At 55.7% G+C, this 25,010-nt stretch carries 27 protein-coding genes, 2 tRNA genes and 1 other RNA gene; 24 read left to right on the top strand and 6 right to left on the bottom strand.

The window, feature by feature from the left end:
- From IOB61_RS11965 to IOB61_RS11985, 5 genes are all read left to right on the top strand, one after another.
- The coding region (locus IOB61_RS11965) for an enoyl-CoA hydratase/isomerase family protein (RefSeq protein WP_290816924.1) at positions 1 to 653 on the top strand (653 nt) is incomplete at its 5' end.
- A complete protein-coding gene (gene mmsB, locus IOB61_RS11970) occupies positions 647 to 1,534 on the top strand; it encodes a 3-hydroxyisobutyrate dehydrogenase (RefSeq protein ID WP_290816927.1) in 888 nt (295 codons plus the stop codon). The genes IOB61_RS11965 and mmsB, both read left to right, overlap by 7 nt.
- A gap of 78 nt (positions 1,535 to 1,612) precedes the next feature.
- Positions 1,613 to 2,119: a MarR family winged helix-turn-helix transcriptional regulator gene (locus IOB61_RS11975; protein ID WP_085339670.1), complete on the top strand. Its 507-nt coding sequence runs from the start codon at positions 1,613 to 1,615 to the stop codon at positions 2,117 to 2,119.
- Positions 2,120 to 2,311: 192 nt separating this feature from the next.
- A complete protein-coding gene (gene hemA, locus IOB61_RS11980) occupies positions 2,312 to 3,532 on the top strand; it encodes a 5-aminolevulinate synthase (protein WP_290816930.1) in 1,221 nt (406 codons plus the stop codon).
- 2 nt (positions 3,533 to 3,534) lie between these two features.
- Positions 3,535 to 3,861: a hypothetical protein gene (locus IOB61_RS11985; protein WP_290816933.1), complete on the top strand. Its 327-nt coding sequence runs from the start codon at positions 3,535 to 3,537 to the stop codon at positions 3,859 to 3,861.
- A 63-nt stretch (positions 3,862 to 3,924) separates the two neighbouring features.
- On the opposite strand, the gene IOB61_RS11990 is transcribed toward IOB61_RS11985, so the two are convergent.
- On the bottom strand, positions 3,925 to 4,344 hold the full coding sequence (locus IOB61_RS11990; protein ID WP_290816936.1) for a MucR family transcriptional regulator: 420 nt from the start codon (positions 4,342 to 4,344) through the stop codon (positions 3,925 to 3,927).
- 345 nt (positions 4,345 to 4,689) lie between these two features.
- On the opposite strand from IOB61_RS11990, the gene glyA reads away from it, so the two are divergent.
- Genes glyA through thiL form a run of 7 tightly spaced genes read left to right on the top strand, consistent with a single transcriptional unit; the run spans position 4,690 to position 9,843 of the window.
- Positions 4,690 to 5,988, top strand: a complete 1,299-nt coding sequence (gene glyA, locus IOB61_RS11995; protein WP_290816939.1) for a serine hydroxymethyltransferase — start codon at positions 4,690 to 4,692, stop codon at positions 5,986 to 5,988.
- Positions 5,989 to 6,043: 55 nt separating this feature from the next.
- Positions 6,044 to 6,538, top strand: a complete 495-nt coding sequence (gene nrdR / locus IOB61_RS12000; RefSeq protein WP_290816942.1) for a transcriptional regulator NrdR — start codon at positions 6,044 to 6,046, stop codon at positions 6,536 to 6,538.
- Complete coding sequence (locus tag IOB61_RS12005) at positions 6,528 to 7,229, top strand: RibD family protein (RefSeq protein ID WP_290816944.1); 702 nt, start codon at positions 6,528 to 6,530, stop codon at positions 7,227 to 7,229. The genes nrdR and IOB61_RS12005 overlap by 11 nt, the downstream gene beginning before the upstream one ends.
- Positions 7,230 to 7,231: 2 nt before the next feature.
- Positions 7,232 to 7,840 (top strand): riboflavin synthase, encoded by a 609-nt coding sequence (locus tag IOB61_RS12010; protein WP_290816946.1) that lies wholly within the window; start codon positions 7,232 to 7,234, stop codon positions 7,838 to 7,840.
- Positions 7,841 to 7,875: 35 nt separating this feature from the next.
- On the top strand, positions 7,876 to 8,343 hold the full coding sequence (gene ribH / locus IOB61_RS12015) for a 6,7-dimethyl-8-ribityllumazine synthase (RefSeq protein ID WP_290816948.1): 468 nt from the start codon (positions 7,876 to 7,878) through the stop codon (positions 8,341 to 8,343).
- Positions 8,340 to 8,825: a transcription antitermination factor NusB gene (gene nusB, locus IOB61_RS12020; protein WP_290816951.1), complete on the top strand. Its 486-nt coding sequence runs from the start codon at positions 8,340 to 8,342 to the stop codon at positions 8,823 to 8,825. Before ribH ends, nusB begins: the two co-directional genes overlap by 4 nt.
- Before the next feature lie 16 nt (positions 8,826 to 8,841).
- On the top strand, positions 8,842 to 9,843 hold the full coding sequence (thiL, locus tag IOB61_RS12025; protein ID WP_290816953.1) for a thiamine-phosphate kinase: 1,002 nt from the start codon (positions 8,842 to 8,844) through the stop codon (positions 9,841 to 9,843).
- Here thiL and IOB61_RS12030 read toward each other — a convergent pair.
- Positions 9,830 to 10,273 carry a hypothetical protein gene (locus IOB61_RS12030; protein WP_290816955.1) on the bottom strand — a complete coding sequence of 148 codons (444 nt, stop codon included), beginning with the start codon at positions 10,271 to 10,273 and terminating at the stop codon, positions 9,830 to 9,832. The genes thiL and IOB61_RS12030 overlap by 14 nt on opposite strands.
- 222 nt (positions 10,274 to 10,495) lie before the next feature.
- Between IOB61_RS12030 and IOB61_RS12035 the strand changes: the two genes are divergently transcribed.
- The 3 genes from IOB61_RS12035 to IOB61_RS12045 all read left to right on the top strand — a co-directional run bounded on the left by IOB61_RS12035 (position 10,496) and on the right by IOB61_RS12045 (position 15,304).
- Complete coding sequence (locus tag IOB61_RS12035; protein ID WP_290817018.1) at positions 10,496 to 12,625, top strand: sodium-translocating pyrophosphatase; 2,130 nt, start codon at positions 10,496 to 10,498, stop codon at positions 12,623 to 12,625.
- A 292-nt stretch (positions 12,626 to 12,917) separates the two neighbouring features.
- Entirely contained in the window at positions 12,918 to 14,069 is a 1,152-nt protein-coding gene (locus tag IOB61_RS12040) for an SH3 domain-containing protein (protein WP_290816957.1), read from the top strand.
- A 131-nt stretch (positions 14,070 to 14,200) separates the two neighbouring features.
- Positions 14,201 to 15,304: an SH3 domain-containing protein gene (locus tag IOB61_RS12045; protein ID WP_290816960.1), complete on the top strand. Its 1,104-nt coding sequence runs from the start codon at positions 14,201 to 14,203 to the stop codon at positions 15,302 to 15,304.
- Positions 15,305 to 15,336: 32 nt separating this feature from the next.
- Here IOB61_RS12045 and nudC read toward each other — a convergent pair whose 3' ends face one another.
- Positions 15,337 to 16,290, bottom strand: coding sequence for an NAD(+) diphosphatase (gene nudC / locus IOB61_RS12050; RefSeq protein ID WP_290816964.1), 954 nt, complete (start codon positions 16,288 to 16,290; stop codon positions 15,337 to 15,339).
- 127 nt (positions 16,291 to 16,417) lie between these two features.
- Between nudC and ffs the strand changes: the two genes are divergently transcribed.
- The 4 genes from ffs to recR all read left to right on the top strand — a co-directional run bounded on the left by ffs (position 16,418) and on the right by recR (position 19,445).
- An RNA gene (ffs, locus tag IOB61_RS12055) (signal recognition particle sRNA small type) lies at positions 16,418 to 16,516 on the top strand.
- A 36-nt stretch (positions 16,517 to 16,552) separates the two neighbouring features.
- Positions 16,553 to 18,445: a DNA polymerase III subunit gamma/tau gene (locus IOB61_RS12060; RefSeq protein ID WP_290816967.1), complete on the top strand. Its 1,893-nt coding sequence runs from the start codon at positions 16,553 to 16,555 to the stop codon at positions 18,443 to 18,445.
- A gap of 47 nt (positions 18,446 to 18,492) precedes the next feature.
- Positions 18,493 to 18,816, top strand: a complete 324-nt coding sequence (locus IOB61_RS12065) for a YbaB/EbfC family nucleoid-associated protein (RefSeq protein ID WP_290816970.1) — start codon at positions 18,493 to 18,495, stop codon at positions 18,814 to 18,816.
- A gap of 2 nt (positions 18,817 to 18,818) precedes the next feature.
- The gene (recR, locus tag IOB61_RS12070) at positions 18,819 to 19,445 is read left to right on the top strand and encodes a recombination mediator RecR (protein ID WP_290816972.1); all 627 of its coding nucleotides are present in this window, start codon (positions 18,819 to 18,821) and stop codon (positions 19,443 to 19,445) included.
- Between the two features lie 13 nt (positions 19,446 to 19,458).
- On the opposite strand, the gene IOB61_RS12075 is transcribed toward recR, so the two are convergent.
- Genes IOB61_RS12075 through parE form a run of 3 tightly spaced genes read right to left on the bottom strand, consistent with a single transcriptional unit; the run spans position 19,459 to position 22,957 of the window.
- Positions 19,459 to 20,625 carry a trans-acting enoyl reductase family protein gene (locus IOB61_RS12075; protein ID WP_290816974.1) on the bottom strand — a complete coding sequence of 389 codons (1,167 nt, stop codon included), beginning with the start codon at positions 20,623 to 20,625 and terminating at the stop codon, positions 19,459 to 19,461.
- Positions 20,626 to 20,685: 60 nt separating this feature from the next.
- A complete protein-coding gene (locus IOB61_RS12080; RefSeq protein WP_290816977.1) occupies positions 20,686 to 20,937 on the bottom strand; it encodes a DUF1272 domain-containing protein in 252 nt (83 codons plus the stop codon).
- 4 nt (positions 20,938 to 20,941) lie between these two features.
- Complete coding sequence (parE, locus tag IOB61_RS12085; RefSeq protein WP_367272850.1) at positions 20,942 to 22,957, bottom strand: DNA topoisomerase IV subunit B; 2,016 nt, start codon at positions 22,955 to 22,957, stop codon at positions 20,942 to 20,944.
- 259 nt (positions 22,958 to 23,216) lie between these two features.
- Here parE and IOB61_RS12090 point away from each other — a divergent pair, with 259 nt between their 5' ends.
- The 5 genes from IOB61_RS12090 to IOB61_RS12110 all read left to right on the top strand — a co-directional run bounded on the left by IOB61_RS12090 (position 23,217) and on the right by IOB61_RS12110 (position 24,964).
- Complete coding sequence (locus IOB61_RS12090; protein ID WP_290816980.1) at positions 23,217 to 23,744, top strand: cold-shock protein; 528 nt, start codon at positions 23,217 to 23,219, stop codon at positions 23,742 to 23,744.
- Between the two features lie 87 nt (positions 23,745 to 23,831).
- The gene (locus IOB61_RS12095; RefSeq protein ID WP_290816983.1) at positions 23,832 to 24,332 is read left to right on the top strand and encodes a DUF192 domain-containing protein; all 501 of its coding nucleotides are present in this window, start codon (positions 23,832 to 23,834) and stop codon (positions 24,330 to 24,332) included.
- A 66-nt stretch (positions 24,333 to 24,398) separates the two neighbouring features.
- A tRNA-Pro gene (locus IOB61_RS12100) sits at positions 24,399 to 24,475 on the top strand.
- A gap of 104 nt (positions 24,476 to 24,579) precedes the next feature.
- Positions 24,580 to 24,888 carry an ETC complex I subunit gene (locus tag IOB61_RS12105; protein WP_290816986.1) on the top strand — a complete coding sequence of 103 codons (309 nt, stop codon included), beginning with the start codon at positions 24,580 to 24,582 and terminating at the stop codon, positions 24,886 to 24,888.
- Positions 24,888 to 24,964: transfer RNA gene (locus IOB61_RS12110), tRNA-Arg, on the top strand. Before IOB61_RS12105 ends, IOB61_RS12110 begins: the two co-directional genes overlap by 1 nt.
- Positions 24,965 to 25,010: the final 46 nt, after the last annotated feature.

Here is a 25,010-nt window from a genome sequence, read left to right on the forward strand (position 1 = left end):
CAGACGTTGGGGGTGGTTGGTTCCTGCCGCGTTTGGCAGGCGAGATTGGCATGTGGCTGGCCCTGACCGGCACGCGCCTAAAAGCCGCCGATTGTGTGGCTGCGGGGATTGTGACCCATTTTGTACCCAGTGAGCTTCTCGATGCTGCCAAGGCACAGGTGGCAGGGGCCATGTCGACCCATACGCCACTCTTGGCGCTTAAATCCGGGCTTGCGGCCTTGGATGAAGGGGCGGGGAGGCTGCAACATTTAACCCCCGAAACCCTCGCGATCATCAATCGCTGCTTTAACCGCGAGAGTGTTGAGGCGATCATGGCAGCCCTATCTAGCGACGAAAGCGAATGGGCACACGAACAGGCCCGCGTCTTGGCGCAAAAGTCGCCACAGACCCTAAAAGTTGCCTTCCGGCAGTTGCGCGAGGGGCGAGCCGCCACAGACTTTGCGGCCCATATGGCGATGGAATATCGGATTGGTGCGCGCGTTGTGCGCCGACAGGATTTCCTCGAAGGGGTGCGCGCGGTCATTATCGACAAGGATCAAGCACCAAAATGGCATCCGGCAACCCTTGCTGAGGTGGATGATGCTTTGCTTGATGCAATCTTCGCCCCCCTGGCACCGGGCGAGGGCACAGAATGGGAGCCCATCACATGGTAGATATCGCCTTTATCGGTTTGGGGGCTATGGGCTCTGGCATGGCCGCTAATCTGGCCAAGGCGGGGCACCGGGTGCGCGCTTTTGATCTGGTACCTGCCGCCATTGAAGCAGCCGTGGCAGCAGGATGTGTCGCCGCACCCTCAGTCAGCCAAGCCGTTTCAGGCGCGGACTTCGTGGTGACGATGTTGCCAACTGGCGCGCATGTACTGGAGGTCTATCAACAGGGTGAAGGCGTTCTGGCCCATGCGCGTCCGGATGCTGCCCTTATTGATTGCTCGACCATCTCCGTGGAAGATGCGCGCGCCGTGGGTGAAGCGGCTCGCGCGGATGGATTTTTAATGTGTGATGCGCCTGTTTCGGGCGGCGTTGCAGCCGCTGCTGCGGGCACATTGACCTTCATGGTCGGTGGATCAGAAGTCGAATTTGAGAAGGCAAAACCCGTATTGCAAGCTATGGGCAAAGCGGTGGTCCACGCGGGCCAATCTGGGGCAGGTCAGGCGGCAAAAATCTGCAACAATATGTTGTTGGCCATCTCGATGATCGGCACGTGTGAGGCATTTGTGTTGGCTGAAAAGCTTGGATTAGACGCAAAAGCTTTCTTTGACATTGCCTCCCAATCCTCGGGTCAGAGCTGGTCGATGACAAGCTATGCGCCGGTGCCAGGATTGGTGCCAAGCGCCCCTTCCAACCGAGATTTTACCAACGGATTTGCCGGTGCGCTGATGTTGAAGGATTTAAGGCTGGCATTAGAGGCAACCCATCATGTGGGTATGACTGCCGCCTTAGCCTTAAAATCAGAAGAGATTTATAGTGAATATATTCTTAAATATTCGCCAGGCCGTGATTTTTCCGGCGTAATTGATATGCTTAGGAACCAGTAAAGTTCATTTTAACAAGATATTAGAGACTTTGCCTTAAGTTATCTCGAAACGTCGAAGAATACGGCGGGAGAAAAAATTATGGCGGGTCAAACACAACAAAATTCTGTCGGCGAACTGGTCGAGGAATCGAGCTTAAGCGAATATCGTCGTGCGCTCTCTTTGGTTGAGCGTCTCCATCGTCAATTGCTAGACGTGGTGAAGGACGATTTGGATCGGGCGGGTCATGATGATTTGACCCCCGTTCAAGCGCTTTTGATCTTCAACATCGGGGATGCCGAATGGTCGGCCGGTGAACTGAAGTCGCGTGGCTTCTACCTTGGTTCGAACGTTTCTTATAATTTGAAGAAGCTACACGAGCTGGGCTATGTCGAAAGCGGCAAGTCCTTGCATGACAAGCGTCAAATCCGTTTGCGTCTGACGCAGGCTGGCAGCGATTTGCGCAAGCAGTTGGACACCATGTTCCAACGCCATGCAGCCACTTTGAGCCCCGTTGGTGGCGTGGAAAGCCCAGATCTGGTCTCGTCAAACAAGACATTGACCCGTTTGGAGCGCTTCTGGGCCGACCAAATTCGCTTCCGCCTGTAATCGGGCAAGCCAAGTCTCAATCAAATTGCCGCTATCGAGGCTTCGATAGCGGCTTTTTTGTGCTGTTTTGACGCTAGCATCTGTTTGCTGCGACATATTGCCTATGGCTTTGTGATCGATTTCGTCTACTTATCCTTCCAAGACTGATCGGAATAACGCTCACCAAGAGGGGGCCGCTGGGCCCAACTTGCTATGGATTATGAAAGCGCCTTCAAAAAGGCCGTCACGGAAGTCCGCAATGAAGGGCGTTATCGGGTATTTGCCGATGTGAAACGCATCCAAGGCCAGTTTCCCCGTGCCCGCCGACGCACGGAAGCGGGGGAGCAAGACATCGTAATCTGGTGTTCCAACGATTATTTGGGGCAGGGCCAACACCCGCGCGTGTTAGAAGCCATGACCCGTGCTATTGAGGATGTTGGGGCGGGCTCTGGCGGCACACGTAATATTTCTGGCACAACCAGCTTCCACGTCGATTTGGAACATGAATTAGCCGATTTGCATCAGAAGGAAGCAGCCCTTCTATTCACATCTGGCTATGTCGCCAATGACGCGACTTTGGCAACCATGTCGCGGATTTTGCCAGGCTGTATCATTTTCTCAGATGAGAAAAACCACGCCTCCATGATTGAGGGCATTCGCCGTTCTGGGTGCGAGAAGCGGGTATTCCGGCACAATGATGTCGCCCATCTGGAAGCTTTGCTGGCGCGTGCACCGATCGATGCGCCTAAGCTGATTGCGTTTGAAAGCGTCTATTCCATGGACGGGGACGTCTCGCCGATCCATGCGATTTGCGATCTGGCTGAGCGCTATAATGCCATGACCTATCTCGACGAAGTCCATGCCGTGGGCCTTTATGGGGCACGCGGCGCAGGGATTGCCGAGCGGGACGGGGCCTTAGATCGGATCGACGTGATTGAAGGCACCCTTGGCAAAGCCTTTGGCCTGATGGGCGGCTATATCGCAGGTAGCCATGCCATGGTGGATGCCATTCGCTCCTTTGCCCCTGGCTTTATCTTCACAACCTCTTTGGCACCGGTTTTGGCCGCGGGCGCGCTAGAAAGTGTGCGCATCTTGAAGAGTGCAGAGGGTGCTGATTTGCGGGCACGTCACCAGCGTCAAGCCAATCTGCTCAAGCGCTTGTTCCTTGAAGCGGGCCTGCCAGTCATGGAAAGCTCCACCACCCATATCGTGCCTCTGCTGGTTGGGGATGCTGTGCAATGTAAGGCCATTTCAGACCGGCTGCTGCAAGACCATGGCGTTTATGTGCAGCCGATCAACTTCCCGACCGTATCGCGCGGGACAGAGCGGTTGCGCTTTACTCCAAGCCCCTTGCACGATGATGGCTTATGTGAAGCCTTGGTTCAGTCAGTCCTTGATGTGTGGCACACCAAGGCAAGTAGCCAAGTCGCCTAATCATGGCAGAGGATGCGCAGCCAGATCCCCTGCTTAGGGAACTGGCCACGCGAGAAATCTATATTGAACGGCAATTTCGCGGGCCTTATGCGCAGGTGCGCGCCATTGATGCCCTGACGGGTCTAGAAGTTGCTGTGACGACGCCTGCAAGTGCCGCTCAATTTGATCAGCATCGACTAGCCTTACGCAAGCTTGGCCAATGTCTTGTGGCCCAGGGCCATTTGGTCATTAAAGTCGACGAACAAAAACAAAGTAATCACTCAGAAAAATCGGCGGATGTAGCGCAGAGCACATCCGCCATTCTGCCTAAAGGGGGCATCTATACTTGAGATCGAAGCCCCCGATGCAAAAATGGCATTTTGACGAAGGGCTATGCCGTCTAAATCGCAATCCTATCGGCCACGAACCCCACGGCCTAAACCGATCTGGCGGGCAAATTCGCTGCGACGTTTCGCATAATTTGGCGCGACCATTGGGTAGTCAGCTGGCAGATTCCAGCGGCGGCGATATTCCTCGGGCGACAAATTATACTTCGAGCGCAAGTAACGCTTGAGCATTTTCAGCTTTTTTCCATCTTCAAGGCAAACAATATAATCATCGGTAATAGACTTACCCAAGCTTACAGCTGCCTTGGGCTTTTCGGTTGGCTTCTCAAAATCGTCATTCGATAATGTAACCAAACTTTTGTGGATGCTGCGAATGAGTTCGCTAAGATTTTCAGCTTTAATCTCATTGGCATTTACATAGGAGGAGACAATTTCAGTCGTCATTTCTAAGATATCCGAGTTTGCGTGCTCTTTTTGATTGCGCATCTTTCTACAGTCCTCGCTTAGGTTGTTATGGAGTGACTGATACATCTGAATTGATCATGGATTAAGGTGCACTTATTCAATAAAAGATTTTGCGACCATTTTCTAAGCTTGAATTCAGGCCTATTTGTGTTGACCAGAAATTCTAGATATTTGATTTTGCGCAGAAAAAATTCGAAGAGAAAGATAGATTTTTTATGAATATATCGAAAACAAGAATTTTCATTGTGATTAACCTTAGAAATGTGGAGATTTCGTGGATTTACCTTGTAGTAATTGAAGAGCCTTGTCCTGTTGCATGAAGCGCCTAGGTTCATGTATGACGGACCAAACGGAGACATAGCTACCATGACATCCCTCGCAGAAAGCCAAAATACTGTAAGCAAAGATTCTTTTACGGCTTCGCTGGGGTCTAAAGATTCTGCCCTTGCGGCAGCGATTGCTGAGGAATTGCACCGACAGCAGTCGCAGATTGAGCTTATCGCCTCGGAAAACATTGTATCCCGCGCCGTCTTGGAAGCCCAGGGTTCGGTTTTGACCAATAAATATGCCGAAGGCTATCCGGGCCGGCGCTATTATGGTGGTTGTGAATTTGTAGATGTTGCAGAAAATCTCGCACTCGAACGGGCGAAGGCTTTGTTTGATTGCAGCTATGCTAACGTACAACCCCACTCTGGGGCTCAGGCCAACCAAGCTGTCTTTATGGCGCTCTTGAAGCCAGGCGATACGTTCCTTGGCCTTGACTTGGCAAGTGGGGGCCACCTCACACATGGCTCGCCCGCAAACCAATCTGGCAAGTGGTTTAACGCGATTTCTTATGGCGTTCGTCCCGATACCCATTTGATTGACTATGATGCTGTTGAGGCTTTGGCCAAGGAGCATCAGCCAAAGGTGATTATTGCGGGTGGATCGGCTTATCCACGCCAGATCGACTTTGCGCGCTTCCGGGCCATTGCTGATTCTGTCGGGGCTTATTTCATGGTGGATATGGCGCATTTTGCCGGTCTGGTTGCCGGCAAAGCCCATCCCAACCCTCTGGACCACGCCCATGTTGTGACAACGACAACCCACAAGACCCTTCGTGGGCCACGGGGCGGCATGATTTTGTCCAATGATGAAGCCTTGGGCAAGAAGTTCAATTCCGCTGTTTTCCCGGGCTTGCAGGGTGGTCCACTGATGCATGTTATCGCGGCAAAGGCGGTGGCATTTGGTGAGGCATTAACGCCTGAGTTCCAAGCCTATGCCCGCCAAGTCGTTGCCAATGCACAGGCCATGGCCGCAGCGGTAAAGGCGGGGGGCTTTGATCTGGTCTCTGGTGGCACAGATACACATGTCGTTTTGGTCGATCTGCGGCCGAAGGATTTGACCGGCAAGGCCAGTGAAGCCGCTTTGGAGCGCGCAGGCTTTACCTGCAACAAGAATGGCGTGCCTTTTGATCCCAAGCCACCTGCGACCACTTCAGGCGTTCGTTTGGGTTCGCCAGCAGGCACCACACGCGGCTTCGGCACCGAAGAATTCACTTGGATTGGCAATAAGATCGTGGAAGTCTTAGATGCGCTTGCCGGTACGCCCGATGGCAATCCGGAAGTGGAAACCCGCGTGCGGCGCGAAGTTGAAGCGATGTGCGCCCGTTTCCCAATCTATTGAGGTGGCGGCGAGGTGAGGGGTGGCCTCACTGAGCGTGCTTTCGAAAGGATAATCCATGCGTTGCCCCTTCTGCGGATTTGCTGACACGCAGGTGAAGGATTCGCGTCCGGCTGAGGATGGCGTTTCGATCCGACGGCGGCGGCAATGCCCGGCATGTGGCGGGCGCTTTACGACGTTTGAGCGGGTGCAATTGCGCGAGCTGAAAGTCATTAAGCGCGATGGAACGCGCGAATTGTTCGACCGCGACAAGCTGCACCGTTCGGTGGCCATTGCGTTGCGCAAGCGCGAAGTCCCAGAAGAACGGATTGAACATCTGATTTCAGGCATTGTTCGTCGTCTGGAAACGTCGGGTGAGACCGAGATTTCAACCAGCACGGTCGGTCAATTTGTTTTGGATGCTTTGGGAGAAACAGACCCCGTTGCTTTCGTCCGTTACGCTTCAGTGTATCGGGATTTCCGCGAGGCCGAAGATTTCAACCGCTTTGTCGATGATGAGCTTGGTGCGTTGAAGGAAAGCTTAAAGCGTCGGGGCAGTGTGCGTGACGATTAAGCCGGCGATGGATCGCCCGAAGATCACATTGAAATTGGCGACCAGTCTGGATGCCCGTATTGCGACGGTGACGGGGCAAAGCCAGTGGATCACAGGACCAGAATCGCGGACTGAAGTTCATCGTATGCGCGCGCGCCATGATGCAGTGTTGACAGGCATTGGCACTGTTTTGGCCGATGACCCCGAGCTTACAGCACGGCTGGATCCACCCGCGCCCCAACAGCCCTTACGGGTGGTCCTTGATTCTGCCGCGCACTTGCCGCTGGACAGCAAGCTTGTCACAACAAGCGATCAAGCAACCCTGATTTGGTGTACTTCAACCTCGCTTCCCGACCGGCCTTTGGAGGGTAAGCCAGGGGTTTATCATCATCAAATCAGCAAAAACCGAGCGGGCAAGACGGGCCTCGACCTTGAGGCGGTGCTGCATATGTTGCGCGAAACCTACAACGTCAAAACTGTGATGGTGGAAACAGGACCCATTCTTGCCACTGCATTTGTCCGTGCTGGGTTGGTCGATCAAATAGCTTGGTTTCGCGCACCTATACTTTTGGGCGGTGATGGACGGCCCGTCTTTGAAAGCCTAGAGGTTGAGGCCTTGTCGCAGGCTTTAGAGCTGCATCCAATAGAGCAACAAAAATTTGGTCGCGATGTGCTCGACCGCTTCGACTTAAGCCCAACTGAGAAGGCATAGGCATGTTTACAGGGATTATCACCGATATTGGTACGATTGTCGCGAGGGATCACAAGCCCGGGACAGATGCGGTCTTCACCGTCGACAGCGGCTATGATGCTGCAAGCCTTGCCTTGGGCGCTTCTGTCAGCCACCAAGGGGTCTGCCTGACCCTGATTTCGTTTGAGGCCCTTGCATCTGGCGCCCGCTGGCGGGTGCAAGTCAGCCAAGAGACCATGGATGTGACCTGCGCCAAGGAATGGCAAGTCGGCACACAGCTCAATCTTGAACGGGCTCTTAAGCTTGGCGATGAATTGGGTGGCCATATGGTATCAGGCCATGTCGACGGGATTGGCGAAGTTGTTGCCGTGACACCAGAAAATGAGAGTCACCGCGTCTCAATCAAGGTGCCAGAAGCATTGGCTAAATATGTCTCACCCAAGGGTTCAATCGCCGTTGATGGGGTTTCTTTGACCATCAATGAAGTTGATGATGTGACCTTTGGGGTAAACATCATCCCTCATACCTGGCAAGTGACAACATTGGGTCGCCTAAAGGTAGGAACACGTGTTAATCTTGAAGCAGATCAAGTTGCACGTTACGTGGAACGCATCTTATCTCGTACGACCTGACGGCCACTTCATTCGCTTCAACCTTGGACTAGGCTATGACCCTTTCTTTCGATCCACCCCATCTCTTGTTCGTTGTTGGCGATTTCTATGCCCATATCGCCGAAGAATTGGTCGCGGGCGCTGCTGAAGCCATCAAGGCTGCCAATGGGACCTATGATGTCATCAAAGTTCCCGGAGCCTTTGAAATTCCAGCGGTGATTGCGCATGCGGATCGGGCAACGCATCGCCCGGCTGGTCGTCATTATGATGGCTATGTGGCGCTGGGGTGCGTTATTCGCGGCGAGACCTCTCACTATGACTATGTGTGCGGGGAAAGCGCCCGGGCTTTGATGGAACTTTCGGTCGAGGGCCTGCCGATTGGCTATGGTATCTTGACGGTCGAAAATGAAGCTCAAGCACTTGTTCGCGCCAAGCGTGACCAGAAGAATAAGGGTAGGGATGCTGTTGTCGCTTGCCTCACCATGCTGTCGGTCAAGCGGCGTTTGAACATGGGCGGCGTATGACCCGCACCAAGCCATCGACACTGACTGACGCCCGCCGTGGCGCGCGTTTAGCTGCGGTTCAAGCGCTCTATCAAATGGAAATGTCCGGCGGTGGCGTGAAATCGACCGTGCGCGAATATCTCGATCATCGTTTGGGCGAAGATAGCGAGACCGGGCCACTTGAGACTGCCGACGCCGATTTCTTTCGCGCGCTGGTTGAAGGCGTCGTGGCAGAACAAGCCTTAATCGATGCGTCGATCAAAACGCGCTTGGCTAAGGGCTGGAGGCTAGAGCGGATTGATTCGATCGTGCGGGCGGCCGTGCGGGCGGCCACTTTCGAATTGTTACGCCGCGGCGATGTGCCGGTAGCTGTCGTTATTGATGAATATGTTGGCATTGTTAATGCCTTCTTTGACGGCCCGGAAGGTGGCTTTACCAATGGCTTGTTGGATCGCTTGGCCCGGGAGCTCAACGCCAATGACTTGCGCCAGCTGACTTCGTGAGCCTTGGGTAAACGGGGTGGCACAGGCACCGTCAGAATTTGACCTGATCGCTCAGCTTTGGGCCCCTCTGGCGCGCGGCGCTGTGGGTGCCTTTGATCTTAAGGATGATGTGGCGCAATTGCCGGTTTCGCCCCATGGGCTGGTGGTGACCTGCGACCAGGTCATTGAAGGCACACATTTTCTATCGTCCGATAGCCTTGATTGGGTGGCCAAGCGGTTGGTGCGGCGGAATTTGTCCGATCTGATCGCCAAGGGCTGCAAACCCATCGGCGCCTTTCTGGCTTTGGCTTGGCCACAGGGGCGACCGCAGGCGCAGGTGGCGGACTTTGCCAGAGGTTTGGGCGATGATTTGGCCGCCCTCTGTGGCAATTGTCCGCTTTTGGGTGGGGACACAAGCTCCACGGAAGGTCCCCTAGTTGCCAGCCTCACTTTGATCGGTACCCCGTTGGCCCTAAATGCAAGGCCTGTTTTGCGAATGGGTGCCCAGCCCGGAGACGAGGTTTTTCTGACAGGGACCTTGGGCGACGCCTTTCTAGGCCTGCAAGTTCGGTTGGGCCACATGGAAGCAAGCCAGTTGACGCAAGCTGTCCAACTGGCCCTTGCGCCTAAACCACCGCCTTTAGCGACAGCAAATCTGGTCGCAACCTACGCCAAAGCCAGCATCGATGTTTCTGACGGCTTGTTGGCAGATGCCGGTCATGTAGCGCTGACCTCCCATGTGTCTTTGGCCCTAGAACTCGATCATTTGCCGCTTTCAGACGAGGCAACAGCATGGCTTACACGGTCAAACGATCCTGTTGAGAGCCTGTTGGCGCTCGCAACTGGTGGAGATGATTATCAAACCTTGTTCTGCGCGGCACCAGAGCACGCCTCAGCCCTTACAGCCCATTTTCAGGCCATTGGCGTCCAACTCACCCAAATCGGTCGATGCTGCGAGGGGCAGGGCGTAGCGCTGACCTATCGCGAGCAAGCCATTGTTTTGCCCAACCGCCGCGGGTGGCAGTTTAGCGACGCATAAAGGCAACTTGTTCAAGCGAGACGCGGGTTACGCGTAAGCCCGGTTTCAAGGACGTTACGACTTGGGTCACAATCCGAACAATGGCGGCCTGATCAAACGTATTGGGCCCTTTGCCTTCAGGGATGGGATTACGACCCGTTGCACGCGTGATTCCATCGCGAACCAGGAAATGTTGTTCCCGCACAAAAGTCGCAGCGTTGAGATCAGACATGCGGATCTTTAGGGTTACAAATAGATAGTTCACCAACGCGCCATTGCGCGCGATTGGCAGAACGACATTGATTAATTCTGCCACCAGCGGCTCGCCCGCCTCTTCGGCCTTGCCTTCGGCGGCATTCGCACTTTCGGCGGCAAGCAACGGGATCGCAACCGCAGCACTGGCAGCAGCCGCACTCAAAACAAGGGCAGATCGGCGTGTTGGATCAGACATGGCTTTTGTGTGCCATAGGAAAGTCGACGAATGGTTAATGTACAGGCGGTTTTGCGGTTTACTGACAAGGATTTCGCGAAACCGACGCGGCACATTGCAAGCTGCGCAATCGCCCCCTAAAGAAGAAGGACCAATAAAGGGGGATCATCCGGAGAGTGGGAGACGAACTGCCACCACGGGTGAATCTGGAAACGAAAGAGGTACAACATGGACGTTAGCGTCATGAGTGTGGTCGCGGCCATTGGGGCCGGGGTCCTTGCGTTGATCTACGGCTTCATCACCGTTCAACAAGTTCTGAAAGCAAGCCCAGGTAGCGCCCGTATGCAAGAAATTGCTGCGGCGATTCAAGAGGGGGCAAATGCCTATCTCAACCGTCAATATACAACGATCGCCATTGTTGGCGTGGTGATTGCGGTTCTTCTCACGTTCCTATTCACAATCGAGACATCACTTGGCTTTGTGTTGGGTGCTGTTCTGTCTGGCCTTGCAGGCTATGTCGGGATGCTCGTATCGGTTCGCGCCAATGTTCGTACGACCGAGGCGTCGCGAAATAGCTTGGCAGCGGGTCTTTCCATGGCCTTCCGTGCCGGTGCTGTTACAGGCATGCTGGTGGCTGGTTTGGCCTTGATCGGCGTTGCAGGCTATTATTACATTCTGACCCAAGTCCTTGGGCTAGAGCCAACCAGCCGCGAAGTCATCGACCCATTGGTTGCTTTGGGCTTTGGGGCTTCCTTGATTTCCATCTTTGCCCGTCTCGGTGGCGGTATCTTCACCAAGGGTGCAGACGTTGGCGGCGACATGGTCGGCAAGGTGGAAGCTGGCATTCCAGAAGATGACCCACGTAACCCAGCAACCATCGCAGACAATGTCGGCGACAATGTCGGCGATTGTGCAGGTATGGCTGCAGACTTGTTTGAAACCTATGCCGTGACTTTGGTTGCGACCATGGTCTTGGCGTCGATCTTCTTCAAGGAAGCCGGTGCCGCTGTCATGATGTCTCTGCCTTTGGCGATTGGGGCCATGGCGATCGTAACCTCGATCATTGGCACCTATTTTGTCCGCTTGGGCAAAGACAACAACATCATGAATGCTTTGTATAAGGGCCTGATCGCGGCGGGGGTTCTCTCGGTTGCAGGTCTTTATGCAGTGGTTCAAGCCACGGTGACCCAGACCTATACGACCAGCGGTGGCGTAACGATTACTGCCATGAACCTGTTCTTCTCTGGCGTGATTGGTTTGGTTGTCACCGCAGCGATTGTGTGGGTCACCGAATATTACACGGGCACGGACTATCGTCCGGTGAAATCTGTGGCTCAGGCTTCGGTTTCTGGCCACGGCACCAACGTCATCCAAGGCTTGGCCGTGTCGATGGAAGCAACGGCTTTGCCAGCTTTGATCATTGTGGGCGGTATCTTAGCCACCTTCAATTTGGCAGGCTTGTTCGGCATCGCCATTGCCACCACGACGATGTTGTCGGTTGCCGGTATCATCGTGGCTCTCGATGCGTTTGGCCCGGTGACGGATAATGCCGGTGGTATTGCCGAAATGGCCAATTTGCCACCCGAAGTTCGCAAAACCACTGACGCATTGGATGCTGTTGGTAACACCACCAAAGCCGTGACCAAGGGCTATGCCATTGGTTCAGCGGGCCTAGGGGCACTGGTGTTGTTTGCGGCCTATACAGAAGACTTGAAATATTTCTCCAGCAATGCGGCTGAATATCCGTATTTTGCTGGCGTAAACGTCAGCTTCGACCTCTCAAACCCCTATGTGGTTGTTGGTCTGTTGATTGGTGGTCTTCTGCCATATCTGTTCGGTGGCTGGTCGATGACGGCCGTGGGCCGAGCAGCTGAAGCCGTGGTGCAAGAGGTACGTCGCCAGTTCCGTGAAATTCCTGGCATTATGGAAGGCACGGGCAAACCAGACTATGGTCGGGCCGTCGACATTCTGACCAAAGCTGCGATCCGCGAAATGATCGTACCAAGCTTGCTGCCAGTTTTGTCGCCGATCGTTTTGTTCTTCGCCATCAACATGATTGCCGGTAAAGCGCAGGCTTTGGCGGCAGTTGGTGCCATGCTCTTGGGCGTGATTGTGACGGGTCTGTTCGTCGCCATTTCCATGACATCGGGCGGCGGCGCTTGGGACAATGCCAAGAAGTCGTTTGAAGATGGCTTTGTGGACCGTGATGGCGTCAAGCACATGAAGGGGTCAGACGCCCACAAAGCGTCTGTCACTGGCGACACGGTTGGCGATCCATACAAGGATACCTCTGGTCCTGCGGTAAACCCCATGATCAAAATCACCAATATTGTGGCTCTGCTCTTATTGGCGGTTCTGGCGCATCAAGGCTAACGCGCGATCCATTCAAGCTTAGAAAGTCCCGGTCGCATGGCCGGGACTTTTTGTTTGCCCTATTGAGAACCTAGACCACGAGAAATAAACCGCCCCAAGCGCAGCAAGGCGCTTGGCCAAGCCGCAATGGTTAGTTAGGCTAAGTGAAACGAGCGAGGCGAGGAGAGTGATTGTGCGGAAAGGTCGGTGTTCGAATGAACCGAGCGCATGTGAGTTTGCCCGCCATCAATTAGACCTGCCTTATGCAGGACCCAATAGCGTTTGTTCGCGCTGTGGCAGTCCCCTAGCGCCAGTGGCTGACACAGCTGAGCCACAGGAGCCTCCGCCAACGCCGCAGGCAGAGCCACGCTTTCAGGCGCGATCTTATTCAAGACCTGAGCGTGAAAACGAAGGCGAGCTTGAAACCTATTCGGGCTTTAGCATCATGCAGTTTACGCGCTGGGTCGCAATTGCAGCTTTAGTCGTTCTGGTGGGTTTTATCGGTTGGCGGCTGTTTGGCCCGGCTCAAGATCCCAATGCAGCTGTTGATCCATCAGGGCTTTCGGCCTTGACCGAGGGTCTGGATATTGCGCAGATTTCGCCGCCCGAAATGCGCCGTGTGAGTGTGGCAACCGAAGCGCGTGTCTCACCAGACCCTGCCAGCGCCGTGATTATGTTGTTGGCCCCTGATACCATTCTTGATGTTACGGGGCAGATCCAAGTCGGCGGCTTAAACTGGTTGCGGATTACGCTTCCTACTGATCGCTCGCGCTCAGGATTTATTCGCGAAGATATGCTGGTGCCTTTGGGCGAGGGCGAAGCCGATTACTCAAGCCTTGATCCTTTGGCTGGCAATACAATCAACAGCTCGATTTTGCCGGTTGCCCCAGTCCAAATCGGTGCAGACGCTTTGATTCAGCCGATGACTTATCAGATTGTCGGCCCACCAGCCTCAATTCATCAAAGCCCCGCTTTTGAAAGTTCGCAATTGGGCCAAGTGGGCAGTGGCGTGCTGGTTATGGTTGTCGCCCAACATATGTCGAACGGATTGCCTTGGCTGCAGGTTCAACTCACCAATGGCCGCACGGGCTGGATTTCGGGTAATTCTGCGGTTCGGGCCTCTCAAGGTCCGGCAAATGCCGCGGCAACAGCAGATGCAGCCGCTGCCATGGCAAGCACAACACCTGACGCGACGGCTCCAGCAGTATCTAAGGCCGAACCCGAAACGCCTTCTGGCCCCATGGCTGTTAGTGTGGGGACATTGATGCGGGTAGATACACCCACCGCCAGTTTGCGGGCAAGACCTGGCGCGACGGGCGATCCTGTCTTAGAAGTTCTTCCGACCGACACTTTAATGTCGGTTGAAGATGTGCGCATTGTTGCGGGCATGCCGTGGTATCAAGTGACGTCCCCCAAAGGCAATCAAGGTTGGTTGTCGGGGCGGTCTTTGGTTCCCAATCAGTAGGATTCAAGCTGTTGCTCTTGCGGGTCCACCCCCTGTTATGCGCTGCCAAGTCCTGATAAAGCACGAGCCAAAGGGGTGTGTCCGCCCTTTGTCCAAATCTGTCCCAATCTGTTGAAGTGAAAGCCAAGTGTATGTTTTCTGAGGATAGCCAGTCAGCTCAAAACATGCGACCGCGCGGGGCACGGGGTGCAAGCCGTATCTTCTTGATCTTGGCAGCCATTGTTGTGGCTGCCTTGGTCATAGCGGGGGCCTTTTTCGGGTTTAAGACCCTGTTTGCTAACCAGCAGGCCGAGCTGCCGAACATCGAAGGGCCGCGATCCTACAGTGCTTTGGGGCGGACCGAGGTTCGCCGAGAACCTGCCTTGAGTGCGCCTGTCGCCATTGTGCTGAAAGAGGGCACCATTGTCTCAGCTCAAAGTGTTGGGGTGAAGTCTGGTGTCGAATGGCTCTCGCTGACCGCAGTCGATGGGGCGAGAGGTTTTGCCCCCAAAGCTTTGTTCCGGGAAATTCAGCCCAATAGCGGTTCCAACAAGATCAGTGGTGGGGTGCGCAATATTGTCACTTCCGCCCTGTTAAACCTGCGCGAAACCCCCTCCATGTCTGGCAAGATTGTCGGCACCGTCGACGGCGGCACGCGCCTTGTCTCCGACGGCTCGGTCGAGGCTGAGGGAGAGCTTTGGTTACGCATTCCCTTGGATGGCAACAATACGGTCTTTATTCTCCAGCGCTTCACAACCGCTGACGATGATGCAGGCGGCAATGACGGCATTGGTGCCGATAATGCCACCGTGGGTGCTGTTGGTCGCGCGATCCAGATTGCCAATGTACAGGCAACCCCATTGCCGAATTCGCGGATTGTGCGCGCCCTACAGCCCGGTGAGGTGGTTCGCGTGATTGGGCAAACCAATTCTGGCGTTGCTTGGTACGTCTTGCGTCTCAATGATGGCAGTCAGGGTTTTGCGCCCAAAGCCGCGATCAGCATTGATGAGGGGGCGTCGCGCTGGGTTTATCCAGATGGAACAGAGGCCCCAGGTCCAAATGTACCACAAGGTCAGACTGAGCCGATTGATCCTGCGAGCTTGTTGAAAATGAACGGCACCAATGGCGGGGCTGAGGGGGCAGGGGGCGAGGCCGCTGGGTCGACGACGACGGCTGCAGAAGCTTCTGAAGGCGTTTTGCCTGTGACGCCAACAGCACCTGCCGCCACCCCGCAAGCTGCCGGCCCGCAGCCCTAACGGGCAGCTTGGCCCTCTGCTCTGGCGTACGGTCAGCCTTCCTCTACCCACAAGCGGATGAGATGGTGGGCGATGGCGACTGGGGGTGGCGCGCGCAATGTGACGCCATCACGCGTACAGCCGCCTTCTGACAATAATTGACGCGCCTCGTCTCGGCTATACCAAAGGGCTTGGGAGATTTCGTGGGTGTCGATGTTGAGCTCGAAACTTTCAACTTCGGCAATCAGGCCGATCATCAATTGAGACGGGAAGGGCCACGGTTGGTTGGCCACGATCCGCGCTTTCGTCATCTTCACCCCAGCTTCTTCAAACAGCTCGCGGGCGCAGCCTTCCTCGATCGTCTCTCCAGGCTCGATAAAGCCCGCAAGGGCGGAGATATAGCCAGAACGAAACCCGATGCCCCGGCCTAATAAGCATTGATCACCCTTAACCGCGAGCATGATCGCAACTGGGTCTGTGCGCGGAAAATGTTCGGTTTTGCAAGCCGGACACGCCCGCTTCCAACCCGCTTCGGCCATATGGGTGGCTTCACCGCAATTGGCACAAAAGCCATGACGGCTGTGCCAGTCCAGAATAGCCTTAGCAGTGCCCGCAATCGCAAGGTCCGACATGTCCATTATTCCTGCGGCCATGCGCAAATCTTCTGCTTCGCCTAAACCCTGCAGTGGGCTGTCATCCAGATCAAACCGCGCCGGCAGCGCCGTTGCAAAGGTTGCCCGCCCATCTGGGTCTTGCCCCATTAAAACGGGTTCAGGGCTTGATTTGGGTAGAAAGGCGGACCGGCTGGCGCAGGCCAAGCGCAACAATTTGCGCGCACCTTTGGTTTGGCTATCAAGGCTTAAAATAGGCTTTCCATCCTGGATCAGGATAAGATCGGTGTCTGGATGGTTTAGAAGGCTTTCCGTCTTTTCAACATCGCGGCGCAGCGCGCTGGCGCGATCGAGGGGGAAGGCGGTGAAGGGGATGAAATGAGAAGACTGGGCCATAGTTTGCACCTGAACTGGCCCGCCCATCTTGGTCAAGCACGATTTGTTGCGAACAGACACCTGCGACATCCACAGGATTGCCGCCATTAGCGCTTGAAACTCGCGGCCTGACTTGCGATATGGGAGGCGGAGATCGGCGGTGGACATAGTCCTCGCCAATTCGGTCAGGTCCGGAAGGAAGCAGCCGCAACGAGTTTCGCTATGGGTCGCCGTTCGGTCTCCACCCTTGTATCTGTGCGCACCCACAGTTTGGAACCCCGACATGCACGAAACGGATCTTGGCGGTGAAGGTAATCTTCCACAGTCAGGAAGATTTGCTGGGTACGACCAAGCCGCGGAAGAGCCGGATGATCTAACCTTGTCGATGTTCGGTGAGCCTGCAGAGGCCGCTCAACCCGCGCCTGCACAAGCCAGCCAGCCCTATTTGGTATTGGCGCGCAAATATCGGCCACAACGTTTTGAAGATCTGATTGGGCAAGAGGCGATGGTTCGCACCTTGACCAATGCCTTTGCCTCTAACCGCATTGCTCATGCTTTCATGCTGACTGGGGTGCGTGGAGTTGGCAAAACCACAACCGCCCGTTTGATTGCCCGCGCCCTTAATTACCAAACCGCGGCGATGGATCGTCCGTCCATTCAACTTGATCCGCCGGGCAGTCAATGTGAGGCCATTACGCGGGGCAACCATCCTGACGTGTTTGAGTTGGACGCAGCCTCGCGCACCGGCGTTGGCGATATGCGCGAATTGCTCGACGGGGTGCGCTATGGCCCCATCGCCGCGCGCTATAAGGTCTATATTATCGACGAAGTGCACATGCTGTCTAAGAGCGCCTTTAACGCGTTGTTGAAGACATTGGAGGAACCGCCCCCGCATGTGAAGTTCATCTTTGCGACCACTGAAATTCGTTCCGTGCCCGTCACCATCCTGTCGCGCTGCCAGCGCTTTGATTTACGCCGGATTGAGCCAGTGGTTTTGGCTGATTATCTTGAGAAAATTGCCAAGCGCGAAGGCACGCACATCGCCCGTGATGGGCTGGAATTGATCGCGCGCGCGGCTGAAGGGTCTGCGCGTGACGGCTTGTCGCTTTTAGATCAAGCCATCGTGCAAGATCAGGGCAATGGGGTAACGGGCACCGAAATTCGCGACATGTTGGGTCTGGCTGACCGTACGCGGACGATGGATTTGCTTGGTGCCATCCTTAAGGGCGATGCCAAGACAGCGTTGCAAGCCTTTCGGGAGCAATATGATTTAGGGGCAGACCCGGGCCTTGTCCTGCGCGACTTGATGGACTTGACCCACGAAATCTCCCGCGGGGACGTGTTGGGGGCTGATTGGCATCCTGCCGGTGCAAGTGACCATATCAGCCAGATGAAGGCCTTTGCGGCGAGTACAACCCCTGCCGCCCTCGGGCGGCTGTGGCAATTGATCCTGCGCGGCTTTGAAGAATCCGCGCGCGCTCCTGATCCTGTTCAAGCGGCTGAAATGTGCCTCTTGCGGGCCTGTGCCGCCCAACAATTGCCGCCGCCAGAAGATTTAGCCCGCCTGTTGATCAGCCAACCCATGGCAAATGGTGCCTCTGCTGCCCCGGCAGCGCCAAATGGGTCTAATGGCGGCCCAATGGCCTTTGCCGCATCTCCGACCATATCGGTCCCTCAAGCCAACCAGTCACAGGGCGCACCGTCAATCCAGCCAAGCTTGAGTTTTGAGGGTTTGCTGGAAGCACTTGAGGATGCGCGCGAAATTGTGCTGGTGACAGAGCTTGAGCGCTTTGTGCGACCCATAAGCGTCGAGCCAGGCCGCTTGGTGATTGAGCTTCTGCCCAATGCGCCAGCAGACCTACAAAAGCGCGCCGTTGAAGCCTTGTCTGCGCTGACGGATGAGGATTGGATCGTAGAGGCAGGGTCTGGCGGGCAGGAGAGTATTTCTGAGCGCAATAAGCGGTTGGAGCTAGAGCGCATTGAAGCGGCCAAGCAAGCCCCCGAAGTGCTTGCCGCCCTGAAAGCCTTTCCCGGCGCACGTGTTGTGGATGTGCGCGCAGCCCCGGTTCCAGAGGTTGCCCTCGAGGCAGTCCCTGAGGACGGGGAAGAGGATGCAGACACTGAAGCCAGCAATGTACTGTCGGTAGACTTTAACCGCCGCCGCGTTGGCGATTAGACCAAACTATGGGATGATCCCCCATCCCTTTCTATAGGACGAGTGTGATGAAAGACCTTGGTGGATTGATGAAGACCATGCAGCAGATGCAGTCCAAAGTGGCTGATGCGCATAAGAAAATGGAAAAGATTGAAGCCGAAGGCAGCGCGGGTGCTGGCATGGTAAAAGTCACCAGCAATGGGGAAGGCAAGCTCTTGTCCATCTCCATCGATCCCAGCCTGTGCGTGCCCGAGGATGTCGAAATTCTGGAAGATTTGATCAAGGCCGCCTTTGAAGACGCGCGCAAAAAGGTCGAAGCCAGCCGCGCGGCCATGGAAAAGGACTTGATGGGCGGCCTGCCACTGCCCCCCGGCTTCAAGATGCCCTTCTGATTATGGTTGATCGCAACACGCGAACCAAACGCGCCACAGCCAGTCCAGAAATTGAGCGGCTTGTCTCGCTCTTGGCCAAACTGCCAGGTCTCGGGCCTCGGTCGGCGCGTCGCGCTGCGCTGCATCTGTTAAAGAAGCGGGATGGTTTGATGCAGCCCTTGGGCCAGGCCTTGGCTGACGCGGCTGAGAAGGTAAAGGCCTGCCAGATTTGTGGTAATCTGGATACGCAAGATCCGTGTTCGGTGTGCACGGACCCAGCGCGCGATCAAACGACTTTATGCGTCGTGGTCGAGGTCAGCGATCTTTGGGCCTTAGAGCGGTCTGGTGCCTATCAGGGCCGCTATCATGTTTTGGGGGGTGTTTTGTCGGCCCTAGACGGGGTCCGACCTGAGGATTTGCGCATCGCAAGCCTGATGTCGCGCATCCAAGAGGGCGGCATTACAGAGGTTGTCTTGGCGCTCGCAGCCACGGTTGAGGGTCAAACCACGGCCCATTATCTGGCAGATGTTTTGGCCGATAGCGGGGTTGCTACCACCAAGCTCGCCCATGGTGTGCCTGTGGGCGGGGAATTAGACCATTTGGACGACGGGACGCTGCTGGCGGCCCTGAAGGCGCGCCGCAGCGTCTGAGGTCATTTGGGCTTTAGCCTGCCACCACATCGAAGGTGAGGCCAGCGCTTTTCACGAGGCGGGCACGTAGGGCAGGGCCCATGACGGCACCGGGGGTCCAAATCCCGCCAGCCGCATCCTTGGCTTCATGGATCAGGCACAAAGCCGATTCTGCAATCATCTTCGAGGTTGAGCCATAGCCTGGATCGCGGTCACCTGTAACCACAACCTGAACTTCTGCGCCTTCTGATTGGGCAATGAACAAGACATCATAAAAGCCTGACTCGCGCTCTTCTTTCGAAGGGCCTTCGCCGGGCTTAGGCCCACCTTCACCGCCGAGACTTTTGTCGCCCGCGATGGCATTCGCCATGGCTTGACCCTTCTCACCGGGGCCCGTCACCATCATTTCCTCATAAACAAGGCCAGCGCCATATTTGTGGCCGAGCAGGGCATTGGTGCGGTGCACATTGCGGGTATTGATCGGGGCCATCACAAAGGGGGCTACCCAAGTGCCCATTTCTTCGTCCAAATAGGGTTTCATGCCGTGGGGCTGGGTTGGGCCTTCAAAGCCGGGGGTCAGGGCGAACGGATTGCGCAACAGGTCCAAAACACCCGGCTCGCTCATAGCCGCTGCCATTGTGGCTTTGAGACTGGCTGCGGTTCCTCCGGAAAAAGTGCCCTTCATCTTGCGGACCCGACCCTTGACCTTCGGGGCGGGGCCGCCGGTTTTGGCGATCATCGCTTCTTGAGCCATTTGGACACCAAGATCGAAGGGGATAGAATCAAAACCGCAGGAGAACACAATTCGTGCCCCAGAAGCTTTTGCTGCCGCCTCATGGGCATCGATCATCTTGCGCATCCAAGCCGGTTCGCCACACAGATCAACATAATCCGTGCCATGCTCAGCACAGGCGGCGACCAAGCCATTGCCATAGAGCTGATAGGGACCAACAGTGGTGAGGACGACCTTTGTGGAGGTGACCATCGCCTTCAGCGAGGCTGCATCATCGCTATCACATACAACCAAGGGCGTATCTTTAGGGGCCCCAATCTCATCGCGAACATGGGCCAATTTCTCGAGGCTACGGCCACCCATGGCCCAGCGCACACCTGTTGGATAGGTTGCTGCCAGATATTCAGCCACCAATCGGCCGGTAAAGCCAGATGCACCAAAGACGATGATATCAAATTCTTGGCTCATGCCGTTTCTCCCTCATTCTTTGGAGGTGTGTGGCGCGGAACAGGCGCTAGGGCAAGAGGGCTAAATCTGTTTTGCTTGGCAGGCGGCCTTAAGGGGCGCGCGCTCTATCTGTCCCGGAAAGCGGGCTAAGGCTGCGGCAGGCCGGATTGGGCGCGGCACCAGATTGCCTTGGCATGCCGGGCAAATGCCCGAGAGCCTGCCAGTCGCGCAATCCTCGCAATAGGTGCATTCAAACGTGCAGATAAAGGCATGGGCACTGTCTGCCGCCAAATCGCGGTCACAACATTCACAATTGGGCTTAAGCGCGAGCATGGTCTTAGACGTCTAGGCTTTCGGCATAGCGTGCATTTTCCTGCAGCCATTTGAACCGCAGCTCTGGCTTGCGCCCCATCAATGTCTCAACCAATTCCCCGACGCTGGGCAAATCGCCCTCAGGGATCACCAAGCGCGCCAATGTGCGGGTGGCAGGGTTCATGGTCGTGACTTTTAATTGCGCTGGCATCATTTCGCCCAAGCCTTTGAAGCGGCCGATTTCCACTTTGGCGCGGGGATTGAAGGCAGTCTTTAACAGCTCATCCTTATGCGCGTCATTCTTGGCATAGACTGTCTTGCCGCCGTGGGTCAGACGGTAAAGCGGCGGCAGCGCCACAAATAAGCGCCCCGCATGAACCAATTGCGGCATGGCGCGGAAGAAATATGTCGCAAGAAGGGCTGCGATATGGGCTCCGTCGACGTCGGCATCGGTCATGATAATGACGCGCTCATAACGCAAATCTTGCAAACGGAATTTGCTGCCCGGTGCGACCCCTAAGGCGAGCGCCAAATCTGACAATTCCTGATTGCCAGCTAATTTATCCCCGCCAGCACTGGCGACGTTTAGGATTTTGCCGCGCAGGGGCAGGATAGCCTGGGTATTGCGGTCACGCGCTTGCTTGGCACTGCCACCGGCCGAATCGCCTTCGACAATGAAGATTTCGGTGCCAACCGCATCTTGGCGCGCACAATCGGCAAGTTTGCCTGGTAAGCGCAATTTGCGCGTGGCGCTTTGGCGTTGGACTTCTTTTTCTTTCCGTCGTTTCAGGCGGTCGTCGGCTTGGGCAATCGCCCAATCCAAAAGCGCGCGGGCTTCACGCGGGCTTGCACCCAGCCATTGGTCAAATGGATCGCGAATAGCGTTTTCAACGATGCGGGCCGCTTCTGCTGTGGCCAGCCGGTCTTTGGTTTGGCCAACAAATTCAGGTTCGCGCACGAAGACGCTGATGAGGGCTGCAGCTGTTCCAAACACGTCTTCGGAAGTAATTTGGGCGGCCTTCTTGTCGCCCACCAATTCCCCATAATTGCGTAAGCCCTTGGAGATGACTGTCCTGAGGCCTTGTTCATGCGTGCCGCCTTCGGGCGTTGGGATGGTGTTACAATAGGACAATAAAAAGCCGTCGCGGTCGCCAAAGCCGCGCACTCCCCAGGTCAACGCCCATTCAACCGCGCCATGGCCACCAGATTGGGCCGTGCGCCCGGCAAACATGGTGGACGTAACAGTCGGGGCCTCACCAATGCTGCTTTGAAGATAATCGGCCAGACCATTGGGAAAGCACAAGACTTCTTCTTGCGGCGTGGTGTCGCCAGGACGAATGCGTTCAGGTGCGCATTTCCAGCGGATTTCAACGCCGCGGAACAAATAGGCTTTTGAGCGCGCCATCCGGAACAAGCGCGCGGGATCGAGGCTTGCACCTTCGCCGAAGATTTCGGGATCGGGGTGGAAGCGGACAACCGTGCCCCGGCGATTATGGACCGGGCCTAAATGCTCAATCGGCCCCTGCGGGATGCCGCGCGAAAACGCCATGCGATAAAGCCGTTTGTCGCGCGCAACTTCAACTTCGAGGCGATCGGACAAAGCATTGACCACTGAAACGCCCACGCCATGCAAGCCGCCTGAGGTTTGATACGCCTTGTCTGAGAATTTGCCACCCGCATGCAAGACGGTCATGACCACTTCAAGGGCAGATTTGTCGACATATTTGGGGTGGGGGTCGATGGGAATGCCGCGGCCATTATCGGAAACAGCCAAAGCGCCATCGGCCTCCAAAGTTACTTCAATCCGGGTTGCATGGCCGGCCACGGCTTCGTCCATCGAATTGTCGAGGACTTCGGCAAACAAGTGGTGCATGGCGCGCGCATCGGTGCCGCCAATATACATGCCAGGCCGCTTGCGCACAGGCTCTAGGCCTTCGAGTACCTCAATATCCTTTGCGGAATAGCCCGCCGTGGCGGCAGACACGCCTGCTGGCTCGAGGTCATCAAACAAACTGGATTTTGGAGCGGCATTAGCAGCCATTCGGCGAGATTCCTTGAATTTCGGTGCAAATTGAAGCGCGCTGATATGGGCTCTTGTTTGGGCTGTGGGTCAAGCCTTTGTGTAAGCAAGCACGCGCCATCGTCCCTTCATAAACATCTTGCGCAGTCGTAAACCCTGTGTTTACTTACCCTATGGTAACGTCTGGGCTCGGGTGCGGGGGGCTCTCTTTGAGCTCTGTCGAGCAATCCCGCGTAGTTAGCCTCGCGCTGTACCAATTTGAGCGAAGGGATCAAGAGTTGTGACACACCAATTATTAGAAACAGTCCTCGCTATGGGTAAGGAACCTTTGGGCACTTTGGCCGAAGGCATTGTAAAATGGTTTGATCCAGTCAAAGGCTTTGGCTTTGTGCAAATTCAAACTGGCCAAGGCGAAAATGCCCACGAGGTCGATGCCCTATTGCATATTAGCGTCTTGAGAAAGCATTCGACCGCCATCCCAAAAGAGGGCGACGAGATTACGGTTTTGACGGCGGAGGGCGAACGCGGCCTTCAAGTCGTTGGCATTTTAAGTCTAAGGCCTGTCTTTCGGCCACCGCCAGAAGATGTGGATCAATTTGTCCCGGTGACGGTTAAGTGGTTCAACCGCTCTAAAGGCTATGGGTTTGCTGGTTTGACCAGTGACGGTCTGGAGTCGGAAGATATCTTTCTTCATGTTGCAACGCTGCGGCGCGGCGGTATCGATATGGTCGATGGTGGCGAAATCCTGCGCGCGCGGGTTGAGCGCAGTGCAAAAGGGGCGGTAGCCACGGCTGTCGTGCGCGCTTAAGCCTTCCCCCCCCCCTTGGGCCAAACTGATGCCAGCGCCCCCAGACGCCATCTTGGCGGCAGTCACCACATCGTGATAGGGAAGGGCATGTCTAAAGTCGTGCGCTTCATCCTTTTCGCCCTGTTGGCTTTTGTTGCCATTCCTTCGCTTTCCATCGCGCAACCTGCCTCGATCGCGGGGCCGCAGCGCGGTTTGAAAGTTGAAAAACTGTCGATTGCCACACCTGCTGGCGTTCGCAGCTTTAATGTTGAAATCGCAGATACGCCGCGCTCGCGCGAAATCGGGATGATGTGGCGAACCGAAGTGCCCCGTGGCACGGGGATGTTGTTTGATTTTAAGACGCCAGAACCAGCCACTTTCTGGATGGAAAATACGCTGGTTTCCTTAGACCTCATTTTCATTCGTGCCGATGGGCGGATTGCCAATATCGCATCTAATGCACAGCCTCTATCGCGCGCCCTGATCCCGTCTGACGGCCCCGTTTTGGCCGTTTTGGAGATTGGTGGCGGCGAAGCGCGGCGTCTGGGGCTTGCAGCGGGTCAGCGCGTAACCCACCGCATTTTCGCGCCAGCGCGCGCAAAAAAATGAGACTTCAGTAATTTCTGTTCAGGGCGCTTGCCCTGATCGGCTTGGTCGCGCTATACGCGCGCCTCTCGGGGAGTAGCGCAGTTTGGTAGCGCATCTGGTTTGGGACCAGAGGGTCGCAGGTTCGAATCCTGTCTCCCCGACCATTTTGGTCGATTTTGACAAGCGGGACGTGCCGGTTTCATGCATTGCCCGCTTTACCATTTCTACCGAACGCGCTCATGATGAGACATCTAGTTTCGAGGCCTTCATGACATTTGCAAAAATCTACCGTCCAGCCAAAACCGCCATGCAGTCGGGCCGGGCCAAGAGCAATGTGTGGATGCTGGAGTTTGAGTCGAATGCGGTGCGCGCGCCAGATCCATTGATGGGCTGGACCTCGTCAACCGACACCCAAGGCCAGGTGCGCCTGACCTTCGATACGCGCGATGAGGCAATCGCCTATGCGCAAAAGCATAATTTGGCGTTTCAAGTGATTGATCGGCAGGAACCAAAGCGTATCCCGCGTGCTTATGCCGATAACTTCACTTTTTACCGCCGGGAACCTTGGTCTCACTAGGCCCAATAGCTCAGCTGGATAGAGCATCCGCCTTCTAAGCGGACGGTCGCAGGTTCGAGCCCTGCTTGGGTCGCCAGTTCTTAGTGTTTTGCGTTCTTTGCCAAACCGCTCTGCCCCGTTAT

Origin of the sequence: Aquidulcibacter sp. (genome assembly GCF_020253525.1) — a bacterium.
Taxonomy (GTDB): Bacteria; Pseudomonadota; Alphaproteobacteria; order Caulobacterales; family Aquidulcibacteraceae; genus Aquidulcibacter.

Excerpts from the sequence above, each read along its gene's own strand:
- IOB61_RS12030 (WP_290816955.1), bottom strand. The coding sequence starts at position 10,273 with ATGTCTGATCCAACACGCCGATCTGCCCTTGTTTTGAGTGCGGCTGCT.
- parE (WP_367272850.1), bottom strand. The coding sequence starts at position 22,957 with ATGGCTGCTAATGCCGCTCCAAAATCCAGTTTGTTTGATGACCTCGAG.
- IOB61_RS12080 (WP_290816977.1), bottom strand. The coding sequence starts at position 20,937 with ATGCTCGCGCTTAAGCCCAATTGTGAATGTTGTGACCGCGATTTGGCG.
- nusB (WP_290816951.1), top strand. The coding sequence starts at position 8,340 with ATGACCCGCACCAAGCCATCGACACTGACTGACGCCCGCCGTGGCGCG.
- IOB61_RS11985 (WP_290816933.1), top strand. The coding sequence starts at position 3,535 with ATGGCAGAGGATGCGCAGCCAGATCCCCTGCTTAGGGAACTGGCCACG.
- ribH (WP_290816948.1), top strand. The coding sequence starts at position 7,876 with ATGACCCTTTCTTTCGATCCACCCCATCTCTTGTTCGTTGTTGGCGAT.
- mmsB (WP_290816927.1), top strand. The coding sequence starts at position 647 with ATGGTAGATATCGCCTTTATCGGTTTGGGGGCTATGGGCTCTGGCATG.
- recR (WP_290816972.1), top strand. The coding sequence starts at position 18,819 with ATGGTTGATCGCAACACGCGAACCAAACGCGCCACAGCCAGTCCAGAA.
- IOB61_RS12045 (WP_290816960.1), top strand. The coding sequence starts at position 14,201 with ATGTTTTCTGAGGATAGCCAGTCAGCTCAAAACATGCGACCGCGCGGG.
- IOB61_RS12035 (WP_290817018.1), top strand. The coding sequence starts at position 10,496 with ATGAGTGTGGTCGCGGCCATTGGGGCCGGGGTCCTTGCGTTGATCTAC.
- IOB61_RS12075 (WP_290816974.1), bottom strand. The coding sequence starts at position 20,625 with ATGAGCCAAGAATTTGATATCATCGTCTTTGGTGCATCTGGCTTTACC.
- IOB61_RS11990 (WP_290816936.1), bottom strand. The coding sequence starts at position 4,344 with ATGCGCAATCAAAAAGAGCACGCAAACTCGGATATCTTAGAAATGACG.
- IOB61_RS11975 (WP_085339670.1), top strand. The coding sequence starts at position 1,613 with ATGGCGGGTCAAACACAACAAAATTCTGTCGGCGAACTGGTCGAGGAA.
- IOB61_RS12065 (WP_290816970.1), top strand. The coding sequence starts at position 18,493 with ATGAAAGACCTTGGTGGATTGATGAAGACCATGCAGCAGATGCAGTCC.
- IOB61_RS12010 (WP_290816946.1), top strand. The coding sequence starts at position 7,232 with ATGTTTACAGGGATTATCACCGATATTGGTACGATTGTCGCGAGGGAT.
- hemA (WP_290816930.1), top strand. The coding sequence starts at position 2,312 with ATGGATTATGAAAGCGCCTTCAAAAAGGCCGTCACGGAAGTCCGCAAT.
- nudC (WP_290816964.1), bottom strand. The coding sequence starts at position 16,290 with ATGGCCCAGTCTTCTCATTTCATCCCCTTCACCGCCTTCCCCCTCGAT.
- glyA (WP_290816939.1), top strand. The coding sequence starts at position 4,690 with ATGACATCCCTCGCAGAAAGCCAAAATACTGTAAGCAAAGATTCTTTT.
- IOB61_RS12060 (WP_290816967.1), top strand. The coding sequence starts at position 16,553 with ATGCACGAAACGGATCTTGGCGGTGAAGGTAATCTTCCACAGTCAGGA.
- nrdR (WP_290816942.1), top strand. The coding sequence starts at position 6,044 with ATGCGTTGCCCCTTCTGCGGATTTGCTGACACGCAGGTGAAGGATTCG.
- IOB61_RS12095 (WP_290816983.1), top strand. The coding sequence starts at position 23,832 with ATGTCTAAAGTCGTGCGCTTCATCCTTTTCGCCCTGTTGGCTTTTGTT.
- IOB61_RS12105 (WP_290816986.1), top strand. The coding sequence starts at position 24,580 with ATGACATTTGCAAAAATCTACCGTCCAGCCAAAACCGCCATGCAGTCG.